The organism is Cellulosimicrobium sp. KWT-B (assembly GCF_002127155.1).
GTDB lineage: Bacteria > Actinomycetota > Actinomycetes > Actinomycetales > Cellulomonadaceae > Cellulosimicrobium > Cellulosimicrobium funkei.
On record NZ_NEDO01000003.1, the window covers coordinates 498,403 to 522,388 of the forward strand.

At 74.8% G+C, this 23,986-nt stretch carries 23 protein-coding genes; 17 read left to right on the forward strand and 6 right to left on the reverse strand.

The features are described 5' to 3' along the window. Window positions 1-42: 42 nt before the first annotated feature. The 8 genes from B9L22_RS12175 to B9L22_RS12210 all read left to right on the forward strand — a co-directional run bounded on the left by B9L22_RS12175 (window position 43) and on the right by B9L22_RS12210 (window position 11,034). Window positions 43-1,080 (forward strand): ABC transporter substrate-binding protein, encoded by a 1,038-nt coding sequence (locus tag B9L22_RS12175; RefSeq protein WP_021482976.1) that lies wholly within the window; start codon window positions 43-45, stop codon window positions 1,078-1,080. Beyond that, complete coding sequence (locus B9L22_RS12180) at window positions 1,077-1,880, forward strand: ABC transporter ATP-binding protein (RefSeq protein WP_086150547.1); 804 nt, start codon at window positions 1,077-1,079, stop codon at window positions 1,878-1,880. The genes B9L22_RS12175 and B9L22_RS12180 overlap by 4 nt, the downstream gene beginning before the upstream one ends. Continuing rightward, complete coding sequence (locus tag B9L22_RS12185) at window positions 1,877-2,773, forward strand: ABC transporter permease (protein ID WP_081600323.1); 897 nt, start codon at window positions 1,877-1,879, stop codon at window positions 2,771-2,773. The genes B9L22_RS12180 and B9L22_RS12185 overlap by 4 nt, the downstream gene beginning before the upstream one ends. Before the next feature lie 55 nt (window positions 2,774-2,828). After that, complete coding sequence (locus B9L22_RS12190) at window positions 2,829-3,488, forward strand: GntR family transcriptional regulator (RefSeq protein ID WP_086150548.1); 660 nt, start codon at window positions 2,829-2,831, stop codon at window positions 3,486-3,488. An 84-nt stretch (window positions 3,489-3,572) separates the two neighbouring features. Beyond that, on the forward strand, window positions 3,573-4,529 hold the full coding sequence (locus B9L22_RS12195) for an Ldh family oxidoreductase (RefSeq protein WP_158097205.1): 957 nt from the start codon (window positions 3,573-3,575) through the stop codon (window positions 4,527-4,529). Further along, the gene (locus B9L22_RS12200; protein WP_086150550.1) at window positions 4,526-5,842 is read left to right on the forward strand and encodes an acyl-CoA thioester hydrolase/BAAT C-terminal domain-containing protein; all 1,317 of its coding nucleotides are present in this window, start codon (window positions 4,526-4,528) and stop codon (window positions 5,840-5,842) included. The genes B9L22_RS12195 and B9L22_RS12200 overlap by 4 nt, the downstream gene beginning before the upstream one ends. A gap of 69 nt (window positions 5,843-5,911) precedes the next feature. After that, a complete protein-coding gene (locus B9L22_RS12205; RefSeq protein ID WP_086150551.1) occupies window positions 5,912-6,775 on the forward strand; it encodes a DUF1684 domain-containing protein in 864 nt (287 codons plus the stop codon). A gap of 362 nt (window positions 6,776-7,137) precedes the next feature. Beyond that, complete coding sequence (locus B9L22_RS12210) at window positions 7,138-11,034, forward strand: PQQ-dependent sugar dehydrogenase (protein ID WP_233140070.1); 3,897 nt, start codon at window positions 7,138-7,140, stop codon at window positions 11,032-11,034. 97 nt (window positions 11,035-11,131) lie between these two features. Here B9L22_RS12210 and B9L22_RS12215 read toward each other — a convergent pair whose 3' ends face one another. Together B9L22_RS12215 and B9L22_RS20245 are read right to left on the reverse strand one after the other, a co-directional pair. Next, complete coding sequence (locus B9L22_RS12215; RefSeq protein ID WP_158097206.1) at window positions 11,132-12,154, reverse strand: aromatic acid exporter family protein; 1,023 nt, start codon at window positions 12,152-12,154, stop codon at window positions 11,132-11,134. Between the two features lie 223 nt (window positions 12,155-12,377). Further along, on the reverse strand, window positions 12,378-12,521 hold the full coding sequence (locus B9L22_RS20245; protein WP_163187287.1) for a hypothetical protein: 144 nt from the start codon (window positions 12,519-12,521) through the stop codon (window positions 12,378-12,380). Here B9L22_RS20245 and B9L22_RS12220 point away from each other — a divergent pair. The 5 genes from B9L22_RS12220 (at window position 12,520) to B9L22_RS12240 (ending at window position 18,674) form a co-directional block, all read left to right on the forward strand. Then, a complete protein-coding gene (locus B9L22_RS12220; protein ID WP_233140071.1) occupies window positions 12,520-13,869 on the forward strand; it encodes an extracellular solute-binding protein in 1,350 nt (449 codons plus the stop codon). The genes B9L22_RS20245 and B9L22_RS12220 overlap by 2 nt on opposite strands. Window position 13,870: 1 nt before the next feature. Next, window positions 13,871-14,863 (forward strand): carbohydrate ABC transporter permease, encoded by a 993-nt coding sequence (locus tag B9L22_RS12225; protein ID WP_233140072.1) that lies wholly within the window; start codon window positions 13,871-13,873, stop codon window positions 14,861-14,863. Continuing rightward, window positions 14,860-15,819: a carbohydrate ABC transporter permease gene (locus B9L22_RS12230; protein WP_086150553.1), complete on the forward strand. Its 960-nt coding sequence runs from the start codon at window positions 14,860-14,862 to the stop codon at window positions 15,817-15,819. Before B9L22_RS12225 ends, B9L22_RS12230 begins: the two co-directional genes overlap by 4 nt. Window positions 15,820-15,891: 72 nt before the next feature. Continuing rightward, on the forward strand, window positions 15,892-17,085 hold the full coding sequence (locus tag B9L22_RS12235) for a zinc-dependent alcohol dehydrogenase (protein WP_086150554.1): 1,194 nt from the start codon (window positions 15,892-15,894) through the stop codon (window positions 17,083-17,085). Continuing rightward, window positions 17,076-18,674: an NAD(P)/FAD-dependent oxidoreductase gene (locus tag B9L22_RS12240; protein WP_233140073.1), complete on the forward strand. Its 1,599-nt coding sequence runs from the start codon at window positions 17,076-17,078 to the stop codon at window positions 18,672-18,674. The genes B9L22_RS12235 and B9L22_RS12240 overlap by 10 nt, the downstream gene beginning before the upstream one ends. A gap of 32 nt (window positions 18,675-18,706) precedes the next feature. On the opposite strand, the gene B9L22_RS12245 is transcribed toward B9L22_RS12240, so the two are convergent. Continuing rightward, the gene (locus B9L22_RS12245; RefSeq protein WP_043659384.1) at window positions 18,707-19,144 is read right to left on the reverse strand and encodes an SRPBCC family protein; all 438 of its coding nucleotides are present in this window, start codon (window positions 19,142-19,144) and stop codon (window positions 18,707-18,709) included. Window positions 19,145-19,282: 138 nt separating this feature from the next. Between B9L22_RS12245 and B9L22_RS12250 the strand changes: the two genes are divergently transcribed. The 3 genes from B9L22_RS12250 to B9L22_RS12260 are packed head-to-tail and all read left to right on the forward strand — an operon-like array spanning window position 19,283 to window position 21,248. Beyond that, window positions 19,283-19,960: a GAF and ANTAR domain-containing protein gene (locus B9L22_RS12250; RefSeq protein WP_086150555.1), complete on the forward strand. Its 678-nt coding sequence runs from the start codon at window positions 19,283-19,285 to the stop codon at window positions 19,958-19,960. Further along, window positions 19,957-20,439: a DUF2243 domain-containing protein gene (locus B9L22_RS12255; protein WP_086150556.1), complete on the forward strand. Its 483-nt coding sequence runs from the start codon at window positions 19,957-19,959 to the stop codon at window positions 20,437-20,439. Before B9L22_RS12250 ends, B9L22_RS12255 begins: the two co-directional genes overlap by 4 nt. After that, window positions 20,439-21,248 (forward strand): cytochrome c oxidase assembly protein, encoded by an 810-nt coding sequence (locus B9L22_RS12260; RefSeq protein WP_086150557.1) that lies wholly within the window; start codon window positions 20,439-20,441, stop codon window positions 21,246-21,248. The genes B9L22_RS12255 and B9L22_RS12260 overlap by 1 nt, the downstream gene beginning before the upstream one ends. A gap of 12 nt (window positions 21,249-21,260) precedes the next feature. Here the strand turns inward: B9L22_RS12260 and B9L22_RS12265 are convergent, their stop codons facing one another. Further along, window positions 21,261-21,695: a DUF6098 family protein gene (locus B9L22_RS12265; RefSeq protein ID WP_086150558.1), complete on the reverse strand. Its 435-nt coding sequence runs from the start codon at window positions 21,693-21,695 to the stop codon at window positions 21,261-21,263. Between the two features lie 217 nt (window positions 21,696-21,912). Here B9L22_RS12265 and B9L22_RS12270 point away from each other — a divergent pair, with 217 nt between their 5' ends. Further along, complete coding sequence (locus B9L22_RS12270; RefSeq protein ID WP_021482207.1) at window positions 21,913-22,092, forward strand: hypothetical protein; 180 nt, start codon at window positions 21,913-21,915, stop codon at window positions 22,090-22,092. 62 nt (window positions 22,093-22,154) lie between these two features. Here B9L22_RS12270 and B9L22_RS12275 read toward each other — a convergent pair whose 3' ends face one another. Next, a complete protein-coding gene (locus tag B9L22_RS12275; protein WP_143317272.1) occupies window positions 22,155-23,510 on the reverse strand; it encodes a cytochrome P450 in 1,356 nt (451 codons plus the stop codon). Beyond that, window positions 23,507-23,980: a DUF4383 domain-containing protein gene (locus B9L22_RS12280; protein ID WP_086150561.1), complete on the reverse strand. Its 474-nt coding sequence runs from the start codon at window positions 23,978-23,980 to the stop codon at window positions 23,507-23,509. Before B9L22_RS12280 ends, B9L22_RS12275 begins: the two co-directional genes overlap by 4 nt. Window positions 23,981-23,986: the final 6 nt, after the last annotated feature.

The following is a 23,986-nucleotide window of genomic DNA, read 5'->3' on the forward strand; positions in this document are numbered from 1 at the left end:
ATCACGGCGCGCTTGCTCGTGTGTCAGACCCCAGGAGGACTCATGGCCATCTCACGCCGCTCGTCGGTCACCATCTCGCTCGTCGCGGCGGCAGGGATCCTGGCGGGCTGTGCGGGCGGGAGCGACCCGTCCGGCGGCGGGGACGACGCCGCGCCGCAGATCTCGTTCCTCTACTCCCCCTACGCGGACTACGCGCCGTTCTTCCTCGCGGAGGACAAGGGGTACTTCGAGGAGGCGGGCGTCGACGTCGAGCTCCTCGCCAAGGGCGGGACGTCGGGCGAGACCTACCAGCTCGTCAGCACGAACAACGTCACGGCGGGTGGCGCGACGTGGGGCGCGGGCCTGTTCAACGCGACCGAGGCCGGCGCGTCGCTCTCGGTCATCGCGAGCGTCTCGCGCGTGCCGGAGAGCGGGCCGAACCCGGCCCCGTTCGTCGTCGCGGCCGACTCCGGCATCACGTCGATCGAGCAGGTCGCCGGCAGCCGCGTCGGCATCCCCGGCGACGGCGGCTTCGGCATCTACTCGGTGGCCAAGGCACTGGAGGCCGGCGGCCTCACGCTCGACGACGTCGAGCTCGTCAACGTCGGCCCGCCGGAGACGGGCCCCGCGCTCGTGGGCGGCTCGGTCGACGCCGCCTGGTCGATCGAGCCCATCTCGTCGTCGCTCGAGAGCGAGGGCATCGCGTCCGAGATCCTCCCGATCGACTACCACGCCGGCACCGAGCTCGGCGCCCTGGTGTTCAGCACCGAGTACGTCGACGAGCACCCCGACGCGGTCGTCGCGTTCACGGCCGCGTACCTGCGCGCCGCCGCGGAGCTCGAGGCGGGCGGCTGGGACGACCCGGCGAACCAGGAGATCATCGCGCGGTACACCGAGCTGCCGGTCGAGACGCTCACGTCGCTCGCGCTCACGGAGCAGGACCCGACGGGCGAGATCGACTGGGAGGACGTGCACGCCCAGGAGCAGTTCTTCCGCGACCGCGGCACGCTCGAGTACGAGGGCGAGGCGGACGTCGAGAGCATCTTCCGCGCTGACCTCCTCGAGCAGGCGCGCGAGCGGGCCGCGGAGCTCGGCTCGTGACGGCCGTCTCCGTCGAGGGCCTCTGGAAGGGGTTCCACGACCGTCGCCGCGACGACGTGCTCGTCGCGCTCCAGGACGTGTCCCTCACCATCGAGGACAACGAGTTCGTCTGCGTGCTCGGACCCTCCGGGTGCGGCAAGAGCACCCTCCTGCGCATCCTCGCGGGCCTGGAGGAGGCCGACCGCGGCACGGTGACGATGGCGGCGCGCCCGTCCGTCGTCTTCCAGGACCACGGCGTGCTGCCGTGGCTCACGGTCGAGCAGAACGTCGAGTACCCCCTGCGCCTGCGCGGCGTGCGGCGCTCGGCCCGGCGCGAGCGCGTCGCCCCGCTGCTGGACATGGTGGGTCTCACGGAGTTCCGCGGCTTCTACCCGCACCAGCTCTCGGGCGGCATGCGGCAGCGCACGTCGGTCGCGCGGGCGCTGGCCGACGACGGCGCGACCCTCCTCATGGACGAGCCGTTCGGCGCGCTCGACGAGCAGACGCGCGTCGTGCTGCAGCAGGAGCTGCTGAAGATCTGGTCGCAGACCTCGCGGTCGGTGCTCTTCATCACGCACAGCGTGGACGAGGCGCTCGTGCTCGCGGACCGCGTCGTCGTCATGTCCGCCCGGCCCGGGCGCATCCTCGCCGACGTGCGGGTCCCCTTCGACCGACCGCGCGACATCCTCGAGCTGCGCCGCGACCCGCGCCACGGCGAGATCACGTACGAGCTGTGGCGGCTGCTGCGGGACGCGGAGGCGCAGGACGCGGCGGGGGCGGACGAGCGCTCCGCCGCGGGCGTCCGGGAGGCGGTCGCATGACGACCCCCACGGACGAGCGCGCCCCCGTCCGCCCGGGCGGCCACGCCGCGCCGGGCGGCGCCCCGGACGCGCCCCACGACGCGGACGACCGCACGGCCGAGATCACGCGCGAGCTGACCGAGGAGCTGCGCCGTCGGCGGACGGGTCGCCTCGTGCGGGTCGTCGGGCCCTTCACGCCGCTCCTGCTCCTCGCGGTGTGGGAGCTCGCGAGCCGGACGAACGTGCTCGACGCGCGGTTCTTCCCGCCGCCGTCGTCGATCGCCGAGACGTTCGCGCAGCTCGTCGGGAGCGGCGAGCTCTTCGAGCACGCGGGCATCACGCTCACGCGCATCGCGATCGGGTTCGTGCTCGGCGCCGTGCCCGGGCTGGTCCTCGGGATCGCGCTCGGGTCGGTCACGACCCTGCGCACGCTCCTCGGGCCGATCTTCGCGAGCCTGCTGCCCGTGCCGAAGGTCGCGATCTTCCCGCTGCTGCTCCTCGTGTTCGGCCTCGGCGAGGCGAGCAAGTACGTGATCGTCGCGATCGGCGTGTTCTTCTACGTCTTCTACAACGCGATGGGCGGCGTGCTCCAGACGCCGCAGATCTACTTCGACGTGGCGACCGCCAACGGCGCGGGCCGGCTCCAGCGCTGGCGCACGGTCGCGCTGCCCGCCGCGCTGCCGAGCATCTTCACCGGGCTCAAGCTCGCGGTGGGCGGCGCGTTCGTCATCATCGCGGCCTCGGAGTTCGTCGGGTCGCGCAACGGCCTGGGCTACCTCATCTGGAGCTCGTGGACGACGTTCGCCGTCGCCAAGATGTACGTGGGCATCGTCACCATCTCCGTGCTGGGCTACCTCTCCACGACCCTGGTCACGGTGCTCGAACGACGTCTCGTGCCCTGGTCCCGTCAGTAGGAGGCAGCATGAACCCACCCCACCCCGACCCGTCCCGCGTGCCCGGGGCCGGCGCATGAGCGTCGTCCCGGCCGCGGACCGGATCTACCACGAGCTGCGGCGCCGGATCATCTTCACCGAGCTGCGCCCCGGCGAGGAGATCGACGTCACGGAGACGGCGTCCGAGTTCGGGACGTCGCGCACGCCGGTGCGCGACGCGCTGCACCGCCTCGACCACGACGGCCTCGTGGACGTGCGCCCGCGCGCCCTGTGCCGCGTCGCCCCGGTCACCCTCAAGACGCTCGTCGACGTGCTCGACGTGCGCGAGGCGACGGGACCGATGGCGACGCGCCTCGCGGCCGCCCACGCGAGCCCGGCCGAGATCGACGAGCTCGCGGCGATCGCCGAGGGCACGTACCCGCAGGCGCAGGACGTGCAGTCGATCCTGTCGGCGTCGCACCTGTTCCACTGCCGGGTCGCGAAGTACTCGCGCAACCCCCGCCTGCACGCGATCACCGAGCTCGCGCTCGAGGACCTGGAGCGGGCGTTCCGGCTCTGCGGCCGCCAGCCCCTGGAGCCCGGGCCGCCGCTCGACGACCACCGGCTCCTCATCGAGGCGCTCCGCGCGGGCGACGGCGAGCGCGCGGCTCGCCTCGAGCTCGAGCACATCCGTCGCGGTCGCAGCGTCGTCATGGGCCTCGCGATCGACTCCGGGGCGTTCTTCGGCGACGACTGAGCGTCTCTCCCGCGTGACGACCTGCGCGTCCCGCCCGACCCACCCGCACGACCCGACCCACCGCCACGACCCGAGAGGACCGCCGTGCCCGCCACCCCCACCGTGCGCGTCGACGCCGCGGACGCCCGCGCCCGGGCCCGCGCGGCGCTCGCCGCCCACGACCCCGCCGACGCCGACCTCGCGGCCCGCGCCGTCGTCGCGGGGGACGCGTCGGGGTGGCCGGAGTTCGGCCTCGCGCTCCTCGTCCGCGAGCTGCGGGACGCGTACGAGCGGACGACGACGGGGCGGCCTGGGACCGGGGCGCCGTCCGCCGTCGTGACCGGGGCGACCGCGACGCTGGACGCGTACGACCTCCCCGGGCCGGTCGCGCTCGCCGCGGCGGTCCGCCGGGCGGCGGGGCTCGCACGCGCGCTCGGCGTCGGCGTGGTCGCCGTGCGCCACGCGGGCGGGACGGGGCGCGTCGGCGCGTACGTCCGCGCGCTCGCCGAGGACGGGCTGGTCGGGGTCGCGCTCGCCCAGTCCCCCGCGACCGTCGCCCCGTACGGCGGGACCGCCCCCGTGGTCGGCACGAACCCGCTCGCCGTGGCGGTGCCGCGGGCCGGGCAGGCTCGTGCGCTCGTCGTGGACGCCGCGACGAGCGCCGTCACGCTCGCCGACGCGCGGCGCCGCGCCCGGGAGGGCACGCCCCTGCCCGACGGCGCGGCGCTCGGCCCCGACGGCGAGGCCACCCGGGACGCGGGCGCCGTCGGCGCGCTGCTCCCCGCGGGGCTGCTCGGGTCCCTCCTCGGTCTCACGGTGGAGGCGCTCGCCGGGCTGCTGACCGGGGCGCGCGGCGACGCCGTGGGGCGCGGGCTCTGGGTGCTCGCGCTCGACCCCCGCGCGTTCGGCGCCGAGGACCTCGCCGACCGGGCCGACCGCCTCGGCGACGACTGGGCGCGCGCCGGGGGCCGCGTCCCGGGCGCCCGGCCGGACGCGGAGGCGTTCGACGTCGACCGCGACGTCTGGGACGCGCTGGACCCGACGACGGGAGGCACGCCGTGACGCTCCGGCTCACCGTCAGCCCCGCCGACGACCTGCTCGACGTCCCCCGCCGCATCGAGGTGAGCGGCGCCGCCCCGGGCGCGCTCGTCACGGTCCGCGCGACGACGGACCGCTCCGGGACCGCGTGGTCCGCCCGCGCGACCTACCGCGCGGACCGGTCCGGCACCGTCCGGCTCGACCGCGACCCGCCGATGTCCGGCGACTACGGGCGCGTCGACGGGATGGCGCTCCTCACGTCGCAGCGGCCCGACCCGACGCCCGCCCCGACGGTCGGCACGGCGCCCGGCCGGCCGGCCCCGACCGACGTCGAGCATCCGCTGCGCACGCGCCTCGAGGCGTGGGACGAGTCCGACGCCACGCAGCGCGCGACGGCCGACCTCGTGCAGCGCTGGACCGGGCCCGGGGTGCGACGGCGCGAGGTCCGCGAGGACGGGCTCGTCGGCACGCTCTTCGTGCCGCAGGGCGACGGTCCGCACCCGACGATCGTCGTGCTCAACGGCTCCGGCGGCGGGATCAACGAGCAGCGCGGCGCGCTCTACGCGTCGCGCGGCGTGCAGGCGCTCGCGCTCGGCTACTTCGGTGTTCCCGGGCTGCCCGACCACATCACCCGCACGCCGCTGGAGTACTTCGAGACCGCGCTGCACCACGTGCACCGCGAGCTCGCGCCGCGCGGTGGCGTCGTCGTGGTGAGCGGCCAGTCGCGGGGCGGCGAGCTCGCGCTCCTGCTGGGCGCCACCTACCCCGGCCTGGTGGGCGCCGTCGTCGCCTACGTGCCCGGGGCCCACGTGCACGGCTCCCAGGGCGCCGCGGACCCCGCGCAGGGGTGGGACTCCCCCACGTGGACGCTCGACGGCGAGCCGCTCCCGCACCTGTGGCAGGACAACCCCGGCGTGACGTGGCAGCCGTGGACCGGCGGGCCGCCCCCGGACCGGTACCGCGACGTCTACGTCGACGGCCTGCGCGACCGCCGGTTCGCCGCCGCGTCGCGCATCCCCGTCGAGCGCATCGCGGGCCCCGTCGCGTGCGTCTCCGGCATGGCCGACGGCCTGTGGCCCTCGAGCATGTACGCCCGCCAGGTCGTCGAGACGCTGCGCGCCGCGGGCCACGCCCACGAGACGCTGCTGCTCGACTACCCCGATGCGGGCCACTCGATCGCCCTGCCGCACCTCCCCGTCGCGCAGGGCCCGACGCGCCACCCCGTCTCCGGCATCGAGCTGTCGGCCGGCGGGACCCCCGCGGGCAACGCGTTCGCCGACGCCGACTCGTTCGCGCAGGTGCGCGCGTTCGTGGAGCGCGCGACGCGCGTGCCCTGACCTGCACCCCGGACCCTGTCCAGACCTGTGACCCGACCCGTGACCCGAACCATCGACGAGAGGACCGACATGTCCGCAGTGAGCGCCGAGTACCGCCAGGAGTGGGAGCGGTGGCACCGTGCCCGGATCGACGAGCTGACGAGCCCGTACGGGTGGATGTCCATGGTCAGCCAGGACTGGCTGACGGGCGACGAGCCGCTGCAGGTCGAGGGCGTGCCCGGCACCTGGTCGGTCCAGGACGACGAGGTCGTGTACACGCCCGACGGCAGCGGGGAGACGGTCACGCTCGACGGCGCCCCCGTGACCTCGCCGACGCCCGTGTCGACCGGCCACAAGTACTCCCTCGTGCCCGCGTTCTACGGCGACCTGCGCGTCGAGACCATCCGCCGCACCGACGCGACCGGCCGTCGGATCTTCGGCGTGCGCGTCCGCGACCCGCGCGAGGCGGCCCGCAAGCGCCTCGATGACATCGAGACGTTCCCGCTCGACGAGCGGTGGGTCCTCCCGGCGCGGTTCACGCGGACGGCCGAGCAGGCGTCGGACTACCCGACGGTGGAGCGGGGGGTGTTCGAGGAGCAGCGCGTGATCGGCACCGTGACGTTCACCCTGGACGGGACGGAGCACACGCTCCTCGTCGCCGGGCGCCCCGACGACGACACGGGCATCGAGCGCGGCAACGCGCACTTCACCGACACCACGAGCGGCAAGGAGACCTACGGCAACGGCCGGCTCGTGCGCATCCCCGACACCGAGCGGGACGGCGACACCGTGGTCGACCTCAACCGCGCCTTCTCCTTCCCGTGCGCGTTCACGAACTTCGTCACGTGCCCGCTCGCCCCGGCGCAGAACCGGCTGCCGGTCGCGGTGACCGCGGGCGAGAAGAAGCCGCCGCTCCAGATCGACCGCATCCAGACCTTCGCGCAGGCCTCCTGACCCGTCCGCGCGACGCCCCCGACGGCGGGCGACCGGCACGTCCGGTCGCCCGCCGTCGTCGTCCCTGCGGCCTCCTCGGCGCCGCGCGCACGGATCTCTTGACACTCGGAAAGCGCTTCCCTACGCTGCGAGAGTCGCGCACACGGACGTGCCGCTCGAGAGCAGGACGGGAGAGCAGGACGCGGCGACCGCCGAGGTCACCGACCGTGCGCCCGGCCCGGACGGGCCTCGCCGCAACGACGCGGGGACGAGGACCGACGGCGTGCAGGAGGGCCGGCCCGGCGGCGGACGCCCGGCGGGTCGGTCGCATGACAGCGCTAACCAGCGTCGTGCCAGCACCATCCGACGAAGTGGAGCAGACGATGACGTCTACGCATGCGAGCCGACGAGGCAGGGCGGCGCTCGCCCTGTCCCTCGCGGCCGTCCTGGGAGGGACCCTCCTCGGACCACCGGCGGCCGCAGAGGAGGCCGCGGACGAGTTCAGCGAGGTCCTCAGCTTCGAGTCCTACCAGCGGACCGCCCTGAACGGCCAGGACGGCTGGTCCGCCTCCTCCGCCGCCCGGGTGATCGCCGACCCGCTCAACGGCAACAACCAGGTGCTCGAGATGGTCGGGGGGACCCAGCGCGCCCACCGCGCCGTCCCCGGCATCGCCGACGGGACGACGGGGACCGTGTTCTTCCGCTTCCTGCGCACGGGGAGCGTGGACACGTCGTTCGGGATCACGGACCACGACGCGCCGTCCGACTACGCGCACAGCCGCGCCTACGTGAACAACCAGAACAACGACGTCATGCTCGTGCGCGACGGCGGCGCCTTCAAGCCCGCGGGCGTGTGGTCGCGCGACACGTGGCAGTGCGTCTGGATCGTCGCGGACAACGCGACCGACAAGGTCAGCGTGTACAGCCAGGGCGGCCCGTACGACGAGGTCACGCGGCTGCCCGCGGGCACCGAGCAGCAGTTCGGCTTCCGGCAGGGCGTGAGCGGGGCGCTCGACCGCTTCTTCTGGATCAACGGCGCGAGCAGCGCGGGCCGGCTCATGCTCGACGACGTCGCGGTCGACACGACCGGGCAGAACCTCGCCGTCCCGACCGGCAACCCGGCCGACTGCGCCGGGGGCGGCACCGCGCCGAGCGAGCCGCTGCTCAACCCGCTGCCGGACCCGACGCCGTCGACCCTCGGCATCGAGGTGACCGAGCTGGCCCAGCTCCCCGAGTCGTCGACGACACCGGCGACGCAGGACCAGCGCCTCGTGCGGCACAACCGGATCACGCACCTCGACGAGATCCCGGACGGCTCCGGCCGCCTCATGGTGCCGGACAACAACGCGGTGCTCTACACGGTCGACAAGGACACCGGGGAGCACGTGGCGTACCTCGACGTGCGCCAGCAGTTCCGCGACAACTTCCACAACAGCGCGGGCCTCGGGACCGGACTCGGCTCCGCCGAGTTCCACCCCGACTTCGCCGAGAACGGCCTGTTCTACACGGTGCACACCGAGGGCGGCACCGCGCTGACGCAGGACACGCCGGACTACCCGGCGTACGGCAACACGCAGTTCCACAGCGTCGTCACGGAGTGGAAGGCCACCGACCCGTCCGCACCGGTCTTCGCGGGCACGAGCCGCGAGGTCCTGCGCGTGCCGTTCGCCGGCCGCGTGCACACGGTGCAGCAGATCGCGTTCAACCCCACGGTGACCGAGGGTGACGCCGACTACGGAAACCTCTACGTCCTCGTGGGCGACGGCGGCAACGGCGTCGGCAACGGCAACCCGCAGGACCTCGCGACGCCGCAGGGCAAGGTCTTCCGCATCGACCCGCTCGGCGACGACAGCGCCAACGGGAGATACGGGATCCCCGCGGACAACCCGTTCGTCGGCACCCCCGGGGCGCTGCCCGAGATCTACGCCCTCGGCCTGCGCGACCCGCACCGCATCAGCTGGGACCCCGAGGGCGACCACACGATGTACCTCGGGCACATCGGCGAGTGGCAGGTCGAGTCGGTGTACGCCGTCGAGCCGGGCGACAACTTCGGCTGGTCCGTGCGCGAGGGACCGTTCCTCGCGGACAACCGGCAGATCTTCCCCCTGCCCGCCGACGACGCGCAGCACGGCTTCACCTACCCCGTCGCCGCGTACGACCACAACCGCGACCCGGGCCAGACCGGCGACGCGGGCGTCGCGCTCAACGGCGGCTTCGTGTACCGCGGGGACATCCCGGAGCTACGCGGCCGCTACCTGTTCACCGACCTCGTGCGCGGGTGGGTCCTGGGCACCGAGGCCGACGAGATGGTCCGGAACGACGGCGACCCGGCCGACCTCGCCGAGATCGAGCACCTGCGCGTGTTCGCCGACGGCGCGGAGACGACGTTCCAGGAGCTCGTCGGCGACCAGCGGGTCGACCTGCGGTTCGGCGCGGACGCCGACGGGGAGCTGTACCTCGTCTCGAAGGCGAACGGGAAGATCTGGAAGGTGACCGGCGCGCGGCGCGCGACGGCCGCCTCCCCCGTCGCGCTGCCCGAGCTCGCCCCGAACCTCGTCGCGCACTACGACTTCGACCACCCCGTCCCGGGTGCGCCGACGTGGGAGGCGGACCAGGGCTGGTCGGGGACCGACATCGAGCTCGTCAACGGCGGCGTCGAGATGCGCGTGGCGGACCGGGCCTACCCCGGTGCGGGCGAGGCGCTCCAGACGCAGCAGATGAGTCCCCGGACGGCGTCGAACGACGACTGGAAGGCCGGCGTCTACGACCCCGACGGCGTCGACTCCCTCGGTGCGTTCGCCGGGGCGGACGAGATCTCCGTGATGGGCTGGTTCAAGCCGACCGGCGAGCACCCCGCCCTCAACTCGGGCACGGCGAACCCCGACGACCGCTACAACGCGATCGGGCTCGCCGGAGTCCTGACCGGGACGTCGGACGGGCACGCGGTGCGCGCGCTGCTCGAGGTCATCACGGTGGACGGCGAGCTGCGGCTCGTCGCGCTCGGGCGCCGCCTCGACGGCGGCGGCTCGTGGACGTTCGCGGCCGACCTGCCGTGGGACCAGATCCTCCAGCGCAACCAGTGGGTGCACCTCGCCGCGACGTTCGACTTCGCGGGCGGGGAGATGAAGCTGTACCGCAACGGCGAGGAGCTCGAGGGCCGGTACACGGCCTCGAACCCGTGGGGCGCGGGCGCGACGTCGCCCACCGACCCCGCGGGGATCAAGATCGGCGGGAGCTTCCCGCAGGACACGCGCGAGGCGAACCCGTTCCACGGCCGCATGGACGACCTCATGTTCCTCGACGTCGTCCCGACGCCCGAGCAGGTCGCCGCGCAGTACGCGCTGTTCGGCGCCCAGCCGGTCGAGCCTCCGGCGCCGCCGTCGTGCGCGCCGGGGGGCGAGCCGATCACCGACGTCCTCGGTGCCGAGCACTGGGCGCCGCGCACGCCGTCGAAGTGGCAGTTCCCGGGCGACGCGGTCGTGCTCGCGCAGGCGGGCGACAACCCGGACGACGGCATCCGCCGTCCGTTCGAGTACGCGGTCCTCACCGAGGGCCCCGAGCTCGGGTCGTTCGCGCTCGACGCCGAGGTGCGGCTCGACGCCCCCGCGTCCGTGAACAACCGCGACGTGATCGTGGTGTTCGGCTGGCAGTCGGACACGCAGTACTACTACGCGCACCTGTCGCAGGACAACACGATCTACGCGCACAACGGCATCTTCAAGGTCGACGGCAAGGACCGGGAGCGGATCGACGACCAGTGGGACGGCGCCGTCGGGGCTCCCCCGGCGGTCACCGACGAGGAGTGGCACGACGTGCGCGTCGTGCGCTGCGCGGACAGCGGCGACGTCGCCGTCTACGTCGACGGGCTCGACACACCGCTCCTCACCGCGAACGACACGACGTTCGGCACGGGCCGCGTCGGGTTCGGCTCGTTCGACAACACCGGCAGCCTGCGCGACCTCGTCGTCACGCCGGCGCAGGAGCCGGCCGGCGTGGCGCTCGACGTCGTCGTGACGCCGCGGTGCCTCGCGGGCAAGGCGTACCTCGCGGTCGCGGCGACGAACGCGTCCGACGTCGTGGCGGACGTGACGCTCACGACGGCGTTCGGGTCGCGCACGGTCGCGGGCGTCGCGCCCGGGGCGGCGGCCTACCAGTCGTTCGCCACGCGCGCGACGACGCTCGACGCAGGGGCCGTCACCGTGTCCGCCACGGCGACGGTCGACGGCGAGGAGGTGACGAGCGAGGAGGTGGTCGAGCACGCGGCGCACGCCTGCGGCTGACGCGCCCCTGAGCACCTGAGCTGACGACCCGAGCCGCCCCGGCTCCCACGGCTGCGTCCGACCAGCCTGCGGGACCGGGGCGGCTCTGCGCCCGGTGTCACCCGGCCGTCAGCACCGCCACGCCGCGCCGCAGGGCGAGCACGACCGCGCCCGCGACGAAGTAGTCCCGGTCGTCCTCGCGGCGCGCCGCCCGGACGCCGTCGTGCAGCTCCTGCGTCCGCGCGGAGACCTCGCGCAGCGCCTCCGCGTCGGCGGGCTCCGTGCCGACGGACCGCAGCGCACCGGCGTAGGCGTCCAGGGCACGGGCCGTGAGCGGCCGCAGGCGGGCGCCGAGTGCGAGGTCGTCGCGGTCCTCGCGCTCCCACTCGACGAGCAGCCGCACGAGCGACTCGACGACGTCGGCCGACCCCTCGAGCTCCTGCGCGCGCCGCACCTGCGACGCGGCCCAGTCGCGGTGGCGACGCAGCCGGATGTTGGCGCGCGCGGCCTCCCGGGTCCGCGCGACGGCGTCGCGCGCGCGGGTGAGCGTCGGCTCCACCTCGCGCCGCCGCTCCTCCCACTCCTCCGCCGACGGCGGGCGCTCGCCCGCGAGACCGTCGCCGAGCGCCTCGACCTGGTCGACGAGCGTGTCGCGCAGCCCGTCGAGGGCCTCCTCGGTCGGGGTGAGGGGCAGCGGGGGCACGAGCAGGTTGATGACGACGCCGATGCCCGCACCCACGACGACGAGACCGGCGTACGCACCGACGAACTCGACCTTCGCGTCGTTGCCGATGATGAGCACGAACAGGGCCGACGTCACCGCCCACGTGCCCATCTCGCCGAACCGCCGCCAGCCCGCGCACAGGAGCGCGAGGCCGACGACGACCGCCACGGACAGCGCGCTCGGGGCGAGGACGAGGTCGACGCCCCGGGCGATCGCCGCGCCGACGAGGATCGCGAGGATCGCCTGGGTCGACTCGCGGACGGAGCGCGCGAGCGTGCTCGTCGTCGCGACGACCGCGCCGAGCGGGGCGTAGTAGGGGTACTCGGAGAACGGGGCCGGGGCGAGCACCCCGACGTACCACGCGACGGCCGCCGCGAGCGCGCCCTTGACGGCCAGCGACCACCGGGGGTGGCGCACCCACTGCCGTTGCGCGGCCGTGACCGCGCGGCGCGCCCGTGTCCCTGCCTCCACCACCCGGGGTGCCCGGGCCGCGGGCGCGGTCGGTCCCGTCCTGCTCTCGTCTCGTGCCACGGGACGAGGGTGCCCCGCCCGGCGGGCGCCCGCACGCGCGCCTGCCGTGCACGCGCCGGGCACCGGGCGGGAGCAGCGGTTCGACGTGTGAGCGGACAGAGCCGGTGCTTCACTGGCGGCGTCGGTGCAGCCAGACGCCGACGCCGTCGAGCACCACGGTGGCGTCGCGCACCCCTGCCGTCCGCCCCGTGGCTCCCACGAGGAGGCAGATGATGGTCCGCCGACGCGGCGCGGCAGCCGCAGGAACGAGCATGGTGGTCGCCGCCCTGGCCCTGACGGGCTGTGCGCAGGGCACCGGTGACGACGGCTCGGACGTCGACTTCACGGCCGACGGGTCGCCGTCGGGCGAGCTCTCGGTCATGGGCTTCGGGACCGGCGACGAGATCGGCGAGGTCCGCTACGACCGCGCCGTGGAGGGCCTCGACGGCGTCGACGTGCGCCTCTCGGAGGGCGAGCTCGACATCCAGGCCTTCCTCTCGGCGGTCGCGTCGGGCAACCCGCCGGACGTGGTGTACGCGAACCGCGACCAGATCGGCACGTTCGCGTCGCGCGACGCGATCCTCCCGCTCGACGAGTGCGTCGCGGCCGAGGAGATCGACCTGGACGCGTTCGTGGACACCGCCGTCGACCAGGTGACGTTCGACGGCAGCGTGTACGGGATCCCGGAGTTCAACCAGGTCCAGGTGACGATGGCGAACGCCGACCTGCTCTCCGCGGCCGGGCTCACCGTCGAGGACGTCAACGGCTCGGACCGCGAGGCCGTCACGGCGGCGAACGAGGCGCTCCTGCGCACCGACGGCGGGACGCTGAGCGTCATCGGGTTCGACTCGAAGCTGCCGGAGTTCCTCCCGCTGTGGTCGAAGGCGGTCGGGGCCGACCTGCTCTCCGAGGACGGCCGCACCGCGCAGCTCGACGCCCCCGAGGTCGTCGAGTCGCTCGAGTGGGCGGTGGGGATCTACGACGCCCAGGGCGGGTTCCCGGCGGTCAAGACGTTCCGCGACTCCGCCGACTTCTTCGGCGCCGGGAACCAGTTCGCGACCGACGCCCTCGGCGCGATGCCGATGGAGCAGTGGTACATCAACGTGCTCAACGAGTCGTCCCCGGACGCCCCCATGGCGTTCGACGCCGTGCGCACGCCCGACGGCGACGCGATCGCGTTCGCGTCCGGCTCCGCCTGGGCGGTCCCGCGCGGGAGCGAGAACCCCGCGGCGGCGTGCCGGTTCGCCCGCCTCATGACGGAGACGGACGCCTGGGTCGAGGCGGCGCAGGCGCGCGCCGACGCGCGTGCGCAGGACGGCCTGGTCTTCACGGGCGTCCTCACCGGCAACGAGGAGGCGGACCAGCAGATCCGTGACGACCTCGTGCCCGACGACGCGCCCCAGCCGTGGCAGGACGCGATCGACGCGATGTACGAGGCGAACGACGCGACCTTCGCGCTCCCGGCGAACCCCGCGGACAACGAGTTCGAGACCGCCTGGCAGGACGCGGTGAACCGCGTCCTCAACGGCCAGCAGGAGCCGGCCGAGGCGCTCGCGCAGGCCCAGGACGAGGCGCAGAAGGCGCTCGACGACGCCTGGGCGCAGTGGGACGAGGAGGACTGAGGTGGCGGCAGCCGACGTCGCGCCGACCCTGCCGACCCCTCCCCCGGCGTCGGACGGCCACCGCACGGCGCCGGGCGGTCGCCGCCCGCGCCTGAGCGCGTCCGCGCGGCGGGAGCGCAACGCGGCGCTGCGCTTCATCAGCCCGTGGATCGTCGGGTTCCTCGTGTTCACGGCGTGGCCGATCCTCTACAGCGCCTACCTGTCGCTCACGGACTACGACGTCATCAACGACCCGACGTTCGTCGGTCTCGACAACTACCGCGAGATGGCGCAGGACCCGAAGGTCGCGCTGTCGCTGTGGAACACGCTCGTCTACACGGTGGTCCAGGTGCCCCTCTACACGGTCGTGGCGCTCGCGCTCGCGCTGCTCCTCAACCAGGCGGGCCGGACGGCAGGCTTCTTCCGCACCGCGTTCTTCATCCCCAAGATGACGCCGCCGGTCGCCGTCGGCGTGCTGCTCCTGCTGCTGTTCAACGGCCAGTACGGCGTCGTCAACCAGGTCCTGTCGTGGTTCGGCGTCCAGGGACCGTCGTGGACGACCGACCAGGCCTGGATCAAGCCTGGGCTCGTGCTCATCAGCCTCTGGACCGTCGGGTCGGCCGTGATCATCCTGCTCGCGGCCCTGCGCAACGTGCCGAACGACCTGTACGACGCCGCGCGCGTCGACGGGGCGGGGTTCTGGCGCCGCACGCGCGCCGTCACGGTTCCGATGATCAGCGGCGCGCTGTTCTTCGTCGTCGTGATCAACACGATCGCCGGGTTCCAGATGTTCACCGAGGCGTACTCGGCCTACTTCGGCGCCGGCAACTCGACCTACCGCAACGACGCCGCGCTGTTCTACGTGATCTACCTCTTCCAGGAGGGGTTCCAGGAGCTCCACATGGGGTACGCGTCGGCGCTCGCGTGGCTGCTGTTCGTCGTCATCATGCTCGTCACGCTCGTCCAGCTCGTCGTGTCCCGACGGCTCGTCTACTACGAGGGGGAGCAGCGATGACCACCGCGCCCTCGTTCCCCCGCCCCGCCGTGAGCGGCCCGGGCGCCGCGCCGGACCCGGCCACGGGTGCGCCCGAGGCGCAGGGCCCGCCGCCCCCCGCCCGGACGCGCGGCGCCGGGCGCGGGCCGCGCCGCCGGTGGCTGCGCGCCGTCGTGCTCGCCGCGCTCGTGCTCGCCACGGTCGCGTTCGTGTACCCGCTGCTGTGGCTGCTCTCCGCGTCGTTCAAGCCGCGCGCCGAGGTGTTCGACAACCGGCTCGTGCCGCGCACGTTCACGCTCGACAACTACGTGACCGTCTGGCAGGAGGCACCGCTCGCGCTGTGGCTCTGGAACACCGTCGTCGTCACCGTGCTCGCCGCGGGCCTCGTCACGGTGTCGAGCGCGCTCGTCGCGTGGGGCTTCGCGTTCTTCCGCTTCCGCGGCCGGGGCGCCCTGTTCGCGCTCGTGCTCGCGACCATGATGCTGCCGGGCGCCGTGACGATGATCCCCACGTTCCTCATCTGGAACCAGCTCGGGCTCGTGGGGACGAACGTGCCGCTGTGGGCGGGGAACCTGTTCGCGAGCGCGTTCTACGTGTTCCTGCTGCGGCAGTTCTTCCTCGGCCTGCCGCGCGAGCCGTTCGAGGCCGCGCGCCTCGACGGCGCGAACAACTGGCAGATGTTCTGGCGCATCGCGGTGCCGCTGTGCCGGCCCGCCCTCGTCCTGACGCTCCTCTTCGAGGCCCAGGCGGCGTGGACGGACCTCATGCGCCCGCTCATCTACCTGCAGGACTCCTCGACGTTCACCATCCCGCGCGGCCTCAAGGCGCTCATCGACCAGTTCGGCCCCGGCGGCGAGTCGCAGTGGGAGGTCGTCGTCACGGCCTCCGTCATCACGACCCTCCCGATGATCCTCCTCTTCTTCCTCGGCCAGCGGCACTTCGTCGAGGGGGTGGCGACGACGGGGAGCAAGGGCTGAGCCCGCGGTCCCCACCACGCACGCGCACCACGCACCACGCACACGCACCACCCACGGAAGGACGGCAGCACCATGCGAGCACTGACCTGGCAGGGACGCGAGAAGGTGAGCGTCGAGGACGTGCCCGACCCCCCGATCGAGCAGCCCACGGACGCGATCGTGCGCGTCACGTCGACCGCGATCTGCGGCTCCGACCTGCACCTGTACGGGGTGCTCGGGATGTTCCTCGACTCCGGCGACGTCCTGGGCCACGAGGCCATGGGCGTCGTCGAGGAGGTCGGGCCCGAGGCGGAGAACCTCCGGGTCGGCGACCGCGTCGTCGTCCCGTTCAACATCGCGTGCGGGCACTGCTGGATGTGCGAGCGCGGGCTGCAGACCCAGTGCGAGACGACGCAGGTCCGCTCGCAGGACAAGGGCGCCGCGCTCTTCGGGTACACCAAGCTCTACGGCCAGGTGCCCGGTGGGCAGGCCCAGTACCTGCGCGTGCCGCAGGCCCAGTACGGGCCGGTCGTCGTGCCCGACGACGGCTCCCCGGACGAGCGCTACCTCTACCTCTCCGACGTCGTGCCCACCGCGTGGCAGGCCGTCGAGTACGCCGACGTGCCGCCCGGCGGCACGGTCGTGGTGCTGGGGCTCGGCCCGATCGGGCAGATGTCCGCCCGGATCGCGCTGCACCGCGGCGCGTCCCGGGTCGTCGGGATCGAGCGCGTGCCGGAGCGGCGCGCGATGGCCGAGCGTCACGGCGTCGAGACCCTCGACCCGTCGGCGGTCGACGACCTCGTCGGCGCGGTGCGCGACCTCACGTCGGGCCGCGGCGCGGACTCCGTCATCGACGCCGTCGGGATGGAGGCGCACGGCTCCCCGGTCGCCGAGGCCACCCAGAAGGTCGTCGGCGTCCTGCCCGACGCGCTCGCCGCGCCCCTCACCGAGCGCGCCGCGACCGACCGCCTCGCGGCCCTCTACACCGCGATCGACCTCGTCCGCCGCGGCGGCACGATCTCGATCTCCGGCGTCTACGGCGGGGCGAAGGACCCGCTGCCCATGATGCAGCTCTTCGACAAGCAGGTGACGCTGCGCATGGGCCAGGCGAACGTGCGCCGCTGGACCGACGACGTCCTCCCCCTCGCCGCCGACGTCTCCGACCCGCTCGGCGTGCTGGACCTGCGCACGCACCGGCTGCCGCTCGAGTCGGCCCCGGACGCGTACCGCACGTTCCAGCGCAAGGAGGACGGCTGCATCAAGGTCGTGCTCGACCCGTGGGCCTGACCACCGTCGACGCCGTCGTGGTCGGGGCGGGGCCCAACGGCCTCGTCGCCGCGAACGCGCTCGCCGACGCCGGGTGGGACGTGCTCGTCCTCGAGGCGCAGGAGACGTACGGCGGCGCGGTCCGCTCCGCGGAGGTCGCGGCGCCGGGGTACGAGACGGACCTCTTCAGCGCGTTCTACCCGCTCGCGGCGGGGTCGCCGGTGATCCGGGGCCTGCACCTCGAGGAGCACGGCCTCACGTGGTCCCGCGCCCCGGACGTCCTCGCGCACGCCCTCGACGACGGCGGTGCCGCCGTCCTGCGCGCCCGCGCCGAGGACACCGCCGCCGGGCTCGACGAGCTCGCGCCCGGCGACGGCGACGCGTGGCTCGAGCTCGTGGCGGGCTGGGACCGCGTGCGCGACCCGCTCCTCGACGCGCTGTTCAGCCCGCTCCCGGCGGCCGGGCCGGTGCTGCGCGTGCTGCGCCGGCTCGGCGCGGCGGGCACGCTCGACCTCGCCCGGCTCGCCGTCCTGCCCGTGCGCCGCCTGGCCGACGAGACGTTCCGCGGCGAGGGGGGCGGCCTGCTGCTCACCGGCAACGCCATGCACGCCGACGTCCCGCCCGACGCCGCGGGCAGCGGCGTGTTCGGCTGGCTGCTCGCCATGCTCGGCCAGGACGTGGGCTTCCCCGTCCCGACCGGCGGGGCCGGCCGGCTCCCCGACGCGCTCGTCTCCCGGCTCCGCGCCCGCGGGGGCGACGTCGTCACCGGCGCGCGGGTCGAGCGCGTGCACGTGGTGCGCGGTCGCGCGGTCGGCGTGAGCACGGCCGACGGGCGGCACGTGCGCGCCCGCCACGCCGTGCTCGCCGACGTCAGCGCGCCCGCGCTCTACCTCGACCTCGTCGGCGCCGACCGGCTCCCGGCGCGGCTCGTGCGCGACCTCGGCCGGTTCCAGTGGGACCACCCGACCGTGAAGGTGAGCTGGGCGCTCGACCGGCCCGTCCCGTGGACCGCGCCCGGGGCGCGCGGTGCGGGCACGGTGCACCTCGGTGTCGACCGCGCGGGGTTCGTCGACGTCGCGGCCTCGCTCTCGCGCGGCCGCGTCCCCGAGCGGCCGTTCCTCGTCCTCGGGCAGATGACGACGTCGGACCCCACGCGGTCGCCCGCGGGCACCGAGTCGGCGTGGGCCTACACGCACGTGCCGCACGGCGTGCCGTGGACGCGCGAGCGCGTCACGGACGAAGTGCGCCGCGTGGAGGACGCGGTCGAGCGGGTCGCGCCCGGCTTCGCGGACACGGTCGTGGGTCGCTTCGTGCAGACCCCGGCCGACCTGGAGGCGGCCGACGCGAACCTCGCGGGCGGGGCGATCAACGGCGGCACGTCGGCCGTCCACCAGGAGCTCTTCCTGCGCCCGACGCCCGGCCTCGGCCGCCCCGAGACGCCCGTCGCGTCGCTCTACCTCGCGAGCGCGTCCGCCCACCCCGGCGGCGGGGTCCACGGGGCGTGCGGGTGGAACGCGGCGCGGGCCGCGCTCGCCGCCGCCGGACCGCGCGGGTCGCTGCGCCGTGCGCTCGTGCGCACCGCGTGGGCACGGCTGCTGCGCGACCCCTGACGCGGGGGCGCCGCGGGCACGGTGCTGCCGCGCTACGGGGTCCGGCGCTCCGCGAGGTACGCGAGCCGGCGCAGGGCCTCGACGTTCCGGGGGCCGATCACCGCGCTGCGCACCGGCCGGGGCACGAGCGTGCCCGGACCCTTCTCGGCGTCCTCCGTGATCCGCACGGTGCAGCCCTGCTCCGTCGGGCGCACCTCGATCCGCACGCGCGCCTCGCCCGCGGGCCAGCCGCGCGCCTGGAGGTCGATCCCCCGGTCCGGGTCCCAGGCGCGCACGACCGTCTCGTCGTCGAGCAGCGCGGGCCACAGCCCGACCGAGTGCAGGATCCGCGACCCGGGCGCGGGCCACGTGTCGTCGACGGCACGGATGCGTGCCGTCCCGACGACCCACGTCGAGTACGACCAGCCGTCCGCGAGGACGCCGAGCACCGCGTCGGAGGGGCATCGCACGGCCCGAGTGACGGTCACCATGAGGCGACGCTAGTCGCGCGCCCCGCACTGGCAACCGCTCGGGCACCTCTGCGCGAGTGCGCGCGAGCGGGAGGGACCCGCCGTAGCGTGAGGACCTGGCCGCGAGGGCGCGGGCACCGACCCCCCAGGGAGGGCACGATGGGCATCGCCAGCTTTCCGCAGGAGCTCGCGGACCGGGCCGCGACGATCCTCGGCCACGGCCTCGAGACCAGCATCACGGTGCGTCAGGCCGGCGTGAGCGTGCGCGCGGGCAGCAGCACCGACGCCGCCGGGCGCTGCGACCAGGCCGAGGCGCTCGACGACGCCGGCCCCTGCATCGACGCGATGGAGGACGGCGGCTCCCGGCTCGTGCCGTCCGTCGAGGAGTCGGTCGGCTGGGAGCGCTGGGCACGGCAGTGCGCCGAGGAGGGCTTCGTCTCGGCGGTGGCCGTCCCCGCGATCGTCACCGCGGACGTCGCCGTCGCGCTCAACCTGTACTCGCGCGCACCCGACCCGTGGACGCCGGAGCTCCTGACCGCCGCCGACGCGTACGCCCAGCTCGTGGCGTCCGCGGTCGGGCTGCGGCTCGAGCTCGCGGTGCTCGAGGACTCGACCGCGGGCTTCTACCGGGACATGTCCGACGCGGTCGCCACGGAGCGCGCCGTCGGCGCGATCATGCAGACCAACCAGTGCTCCGCCGAGGAGGCCCGCCGCATCGTCGACTCGGCGGCCCGGCACCGGAACGTGAGCCCGCGCGAGGTCGCCGAGTCCCTGCTGCGCGCGCTCGTCGTCGAGGACGCGCCGGACCCCGCCGACGACGACCCGGGCCGCTCGTGAGCGGCCCGGCCGACACGGCGCGCGCGCACGACCGCCGGACCGTCCTGTCGGGCGTCCTGTTCGGTGCCGGGATCGCGGCGTCGATCATCGACCTGTTCGTGTTCCACCTGGGCCTGCAGTGGCACCACTTCTACGACCTGTCGACGACCCAGGTGGCGCTCGCCGCCGACGGCGTCTTCCACGCGGTGGGCTGGTTCGTCACCGTCTGGGGGCTGTTCCTGCTCGCCGACGTGCGCCGCCGCACGGAGGTGTCGTGGTCGCGCTGGGTCGGGGCCGTGGTCGTCGGCGTCGGGGGCTTCCAGCTCCTGGACGGCGTCCTCAACCACAAGATCCTCGGGATCCACCAGATCCGGTACGGCGTCGACCTCCTGGTGTACGACGTCGTGTGGATCGGGACGGCGGTCGTCGCGCTCGTCGTCGGGCTGGTCGTCCTGCGCCGCGCGCGGCCCGCCCGGGCGGACGCCGCCGGGACCGCGTGATGCCCCCGCACGACCACGTCGCGACCGGCGGGCCCGCCCTGCTGACGGTGGTCGCGGTCGTCGTGCTCGCCCTGGGCGCCGCCGCCTACGCCGCCGGGCTGCGGGCGGCCCGGTCGCGCAGCCCCTGGCCCGTGCGGCGCACGCTGTCCTGGTACGCGGGGCTCGCGTGCGCGGGCGTCGCGACCGTCGGGCCGCTCGCGGAGGCGTCGCGGTCGAGCTTCACGGCCCACATGGCGGGGCACGTCCTGCTGGGCATGCTGGCGCCGCTGCTCCTCGTGCTCGCCGCGCCCGTCTCGCTGCTCCTGCGCGCCCTGCCGCCCGTGCGGGCGCGTCGCGTCAGCGCGGTGCTGCGCTCCCCCGTGCCGCGCGTCGTCGGCCACCCCGTGGTAGCGGGCCTCCTCGACGCGGGCGGGCTCTGGCTCCTGTACACGACGGGGCTCTTCCACCTCGCCCACTCCTCCGCCGTCGTGGGCGTGGTCGTGCACGCGCACGTCCTGCTCGCGGGCTGGTTGTTCACCGCGTCGCTCGTCGGGCCGGACCCGCACCCGTCCCGCGCGTCCTTCCGGGTGCGCGCGGGCGTGCTCGTCGCCTTCGTCGCCGCGCACTCCGTGCTCGCGAAGTGGCTCTACGCGCACCCGCCGGCGGGCGTCTCCCCCGCCGACGCTCGCACGGGCGCGCAGCTCATGTACTACGCGGGCGACGCCGTGGACGTCACGCTCACGGTGCTCCTCGTGGCCGGGTGGTACACGGCGACGCGGCCCCGGGAGATCCCGTTCGCGCGCGTGCGCACGCGACCCGGGCTCGCCTGACGGCGCGGCTCCTCACGTGCCGTCGTCGCCCGCGTCGAACGCCTCCCGGTAGAGCCGGCCCGCCTCCTCGACGACCCGAGGGTCGAGCGACGCGGCCGGCACGACGTCCACGAGGAGCGGCTCGCTGTCCGGGCCGCGCCCCGCGACCTCGCCCGTGAGGAGCCACGGGAAGCGCTCCGGCGTCATGAGGTGCGCGTACTGGCAGAGCTGGCGCGCCACCCAGTGCTCCACCGGGCGGTCCCACCACGGCTCGGGCGTCAGCGGGTTGACGCTGAGACCGGGCAGCAGGCACCCGCTCTCGTGGTCGCGGCTCACGCTCTCGGCGTCCTGCTCCGGACCGCCGCTGAACCGCACGTAGAGGGGGCGCACCACCTCCACGAGCTCGGCGACCTCCGCGAGGCTCCGCAGGCGGGGCAGCGTGTCGAGCGTGCTGGGCGCGTCGGGCATCGGGACCTCCTGGACTGGCGTCGTGCCGGCGGGGCCCCTTCTCGACTCTCCGTGACGGACGGGACCTGCCGGTCACGCCCGCCGTCCCCAGGCTACGAGGGCGTCGGCGGTCAGGCATCCCCAGGCCTGCGAGCGCCGGGAGGTCGTGCGACGGTGGCAGGACGCGCCGCCCGTGCGGGCGCGAGACCAGCACGAGAGCCCGACCGAGGAGGCCGACATGAGCGAGAACGACGAGCGCGGCTACGACCCCGCCGAGGACCCGGACGCCGACCCCCGGTCGCTCAACCCCCGCGAGGGGCGCCAGGCGAGCGGGTCGGGGTCGGAGGACACGGACCCCGACGCCGAGCCGGGGAACGTCAACCCGCGCACCGGCGGGGAGGCGTCGGGCGACGCCTGACGCGCGGCAGCACGAGGGCCCGGGTGCGACGCACCCGGGCCCTCGTGTCGTCCGGGCGGTGTCTAGGCGGCCGCCCTCGTCGCGAGCTCGCCCTCCCGGCGGGCCGTCTCGCCGCGCAGCCCGAACCGCAGGCCGAGGTGGTCCATCGTCGGCGGGAGCGGGTCCTGGGCGAGGTAGCGGCCACGCGCGACGGCCAGGTCGAGGCGCGCGACGCGCACGAGCGTGTGCGACGCCAGGAGCAGCACGACGTTGCGGCCGGGGCACGACACGGGACCGCCGCTGAACGGGACGAGGCCCCAGTCGGCGTCGGCCCGTCCGTCGAGCCACGCCTCGGGCGTGAACGCGTCGGCGAACGGCAGGCGGTCCGTGTCCCGGTGGAAGAACGCGCTGAGCACGACGAACCCGGTGCCCGCCGGGAAGGTGCGCGCGCCCCAGCGCACGGGGGCTGTCGCGTCGCGCAGGATCGCGAGCGTCGTCGGCCACAGCCGGACGGACTCGAGCACGCACCCGCGGGCGTACGGGAGGACGGCCGGACCGTCCCCGGCGGCCGCCAGCTCTGCGAGCAGCCGGTCGCGCACGGCGGGCCGCGCCGCGGCGACCGCGAGCGCGCGGAACGTCGCGGCGCCCGCCGCGTCGAACGCGAAGAGCCAGTGCGGGATCTGCCGACGCACGGCGTCCGCCCCGCCGGTGTCGCGGCCGCGCGCCGCGAGGGTCCCCGGCTCGGCGACGGCGACGTGCTCGGCGATCCGCCGTTCCAGGGCGGCGCGGAGCCAGGGTCGGCGCGGCCGGAACCACGACCAGTTCCCGTCGCGCCGCAGCGCGTCGAGGATCGCGACGAGTCGCTCGTCGTCGCGCGCCGCCCGGCCGAGGACGACCGTCCGCACGGTGCGCCACCACGACGCGGCGAACGTGTCCCAGTCCAGCCGGCCCGACGCCTCGACGGTCGCGACGAGCGCGCGGGTCTCGCGCTCGACCGCGGCGACGAACGCGTCCCCGTCGCGGTGCACGGGCTCGGACATGTCGAGCACCGCCTCGTTGTACGGGCGGCGCACCAGCCGCTCCGGGAGCGGCGAGATCAGCACGCCGTCCGGCTGGAAGTGGGCGAGCGCGCCCCGCTTCTCCCAGGACGCCGGCGTGAAGGGCTCGGGCGAGCCCGCGAGGACGCGCTCGACGTGCTCGGGCCGCGTGGCGAGCACGAGCCGCCGGCCCCCGAGGCGCACGACGAGCGGCGCGCCGTCGTACCGGGCGCGCAGCCGCTCGAGGACCCGGCGCGACGTGCGGTCGACCTGGCGTCGCTCCGCCCAGGCGGTCGCGCGGGGACGCCGCACGATGGCGCCCTGGGCGACGAGCGGACCGAGCACGTCCCACAGGACGCGCCCGGTCTCGCTCGCCGTCAGGTCGACCGGGGTGTCGGTCACGCGGCCGTCCTCGTGGTCGGCGTCACGGGACCGGTCTCCCGGCGCGCCGGCCACAGCGCGATGGCGAGGCCCGCGGCCGCGCTCACCGCGTGCAGCACGTTGTCCGCGCCGTTGATGTTGAGGACGTTCGCCTCCGGGTCGTTCACCACGATCAGCCCGTAGACGAACGCGGCCCCGTAGCCGATCGCGAGGATCCAGCCGTACGTCCGGGCGCTCGACGACCGGCTCCACAGCAGCACGCCGAGGAGGCCGATGACGAGGTGGACGACGTTGTGCAGCGGATTGATCGCGAAGACCAGCAGGGTCTGCGAGTGGTCGTGCACGGTCCACCCGTCGAACCCCGTGACGGCGAACCCGACGACGCCCACCAGCAGGTAGACGATCCCGATGACGAGCGCCAGGTACTGGTGGACGCCCCGCGCCGGGCGGTCGGCCCGCGCGGCGTCCCGTGGTGCGGATGCGGCGGTCATGTCGGT

Bases quoted from the DNA above. Each gene is read 5' to 3' on its own strand.
- B9L22_RS20245 (WP_163187287.1), bottom strand. From the start codon at position 12,521: ATGCTCGTTCCTGCGGCTGCCGCGCCGCGTCGGCGGACCATCATCTGC.
- B9L22_RS12175 (WP_021482976.1), top strand. From the start codon at position 43: ATGGCCATCTCACGCCGCTCGTCGGTCACCATCTCGCTCGTCGCGGCG.
- B9L22_RS12260 (WP_086150557.1), top strand. From the start codon at position 20,439: ATGCCCCCGCACGACCACGTCGCGACCGGCGGGCCCGCCCTGCTGACG.
- B9L22_RS12265 (WP_086150558.1), bottom strand. From the start codon at position 21,695: ATGCCCGACGCGCCCAGCACGCTCGACACGCTGCCCCGCCTGCGGAGC.
- B9L22_RS12210 (WP_233140070.1), top strand. From the start codon at position 7,138: ATGACGTCTACGCATGCGAGCCGACGAGGCAGGGCGGCGCTCGCCCTG.
- B9L22_RS12185 (WP_081600323.1), top strand. From the start codon at position 1,877: ATGACGACCCCCACGGACGAGCGCGCCCCCGTCCGCCCGGGCGGCCAC.
- B9L22_RS12190 (WP_086150548.1), top strand. From the start codon at position 2,829: ATGAGCGTCGTCCCGGCCGCGGACCGGATCTACCACGAGCTGCGGCGC.
- B9L22_RS12270 (WP_021482207.1), top strand. From the start codon at position 21,913: ATGAGCGAGAACGACGAGCGCGGCTACGACCCCGCCGAGGACCCGGAC.
- B9L22_RS12280 (WP_086150561.1), bottom strand. From the start codon at position 23,980: ATGACCGCCGCATCCGCACCACGGGACGCCGCGCGGGCCGACCGCCCG.
- B9L22_RS12220 (WP_233140071.1), top strand. From the start codon at position 12,520: ATGGTGGTCGCCGCCCTGGCCCTGACGGGCTGTGCGCAGGGCACCGGT.
- B9L22_RS12205 (WP_086150551.1), top strand. From the start codon at position 5,912: ATGTCCGCAGTGAGCGCCGAGTACCGCCAGGAGTGGGAGCGGTGGCAC.
- B9L22_RS12245 (WP_043659384.1), bottom strand. From the start codon at position 19,144: ATGGTGACCGTCACTCGGGCCGTGCGATGCCCCTCCGACGCGGTGCTC.
- B9L22_RS12235 (WP_086150554.1), top strand. From the start codon at position 15,892: ATGCGAGCACTGACCTGGCAGGGACGCGAGAAGGTGAGCGTCGAGGAC.
- B9L22_RS12250 (WP_086150555.1), top strand. From the start codon at position 19,283: ATGGGCATCGCCAGCTTTCCGCAGGAGCTCGCGGACCGGGCCGCGACG.
- B9L22_RS12230 (WP_086150553.1), top strand. From the start codon at position 14,860: ATGACCACCGCGCCCTCGTTCCCCCGCCCCGCCGTGAGCGGCCCGGGC.